The sequence below is a fragment of the Hymenobacter agri genome (assembly GCF_054778495.1).
On the sequence record NZ_BAAGZM010001080.1, the window covers coordinates 1 to 867 of the forward strand.

Here is an 867-nt window from a genome sequence, read left to right on the forward strand (position 1 = left end):
GACCCCGTGACGCCCCGCTGCCCGCGCTGCGGGTCGTCGGACGTGGCCTGGGGGCCGGCCACGCGCAATACCTACGGGTTCTGGGAATCGGTATTGTCGGTGCTGCTGCGGTTTCCGGTGCGGGGACGGCGGTATCACTGCTTTCATTGCGGTAATGAGTTCAAGTAGCAGCAGTATTGTACGGGAATTGAATACTAAGCCTTCCGGGTATTGCGTTGGCATCATATGAGTTTCCCGAACTACTACCGCTTTGGGCTGCTGCTATTGTTGTGCCTGCTGGCTGCCCCGCGGGCGCGGGCCCAGACGGCGCCGGCCATCAACGGCCTGAAGGGCGACTATTATGAAGGCATCGACTTTGAGAAATTTGTGCTGACCCGGCGCGATGCCACCATTGATTTCGACTGGGGGCACCAGCCGCCCGCGCCGGGAATGCCCGCCGAGCAGTTTTCGGTGCGCTGGACGGGCTGGCTGGTGCCGCCGGTCAGCGGCGAATACACCTTCCACGTAACCGTGGACGATGGCGTCCGGCTGTGGCTGAACGACCAACAGCTCCTGAACGAGTGGCGCGGGCAGCCCGTGAGCTACTACACGGCCACCGTGGCGCTGCGGGCCGGCGAGCCTTACCGCCTGCGGGTCGACTACTGCCAGTACCGCCTCGATACCCGCGTGTTCGTCAACTGGGCACTGCCGCCGACGGAGCCTGCTTCCTGGCGCAACCTGTGGGGCATGGCCGCCGCCAAGCCCAAGCCGGTGCCGATTTCCTCGGCTTATTTATTTCAAGCCAACCCCAGACTGGCTGCCAGGCCGGTGCGTTCACCGGCTCCCGCGCCGGTCGCGGCGGCGCTCCCTCCACCAGCCCCGGTGCGC

At 65.3% G+C, this 867-nt stretch carries 1 protein-coding gene; it reads left to right on the forward strand.

Translation table 11 applies throughout. The annotated features are described in order from the left end of the window. Nucleotides 1-225: 225 nt before the first annotated feature. A partial coding sequence (locus ACYVDE_RS24585) for a PA14 domain-containing protein (RefSeq protein WP_460504148.1) occupies nt 226-867 on the forward strand: 642 nt, incomplete at its 3' end.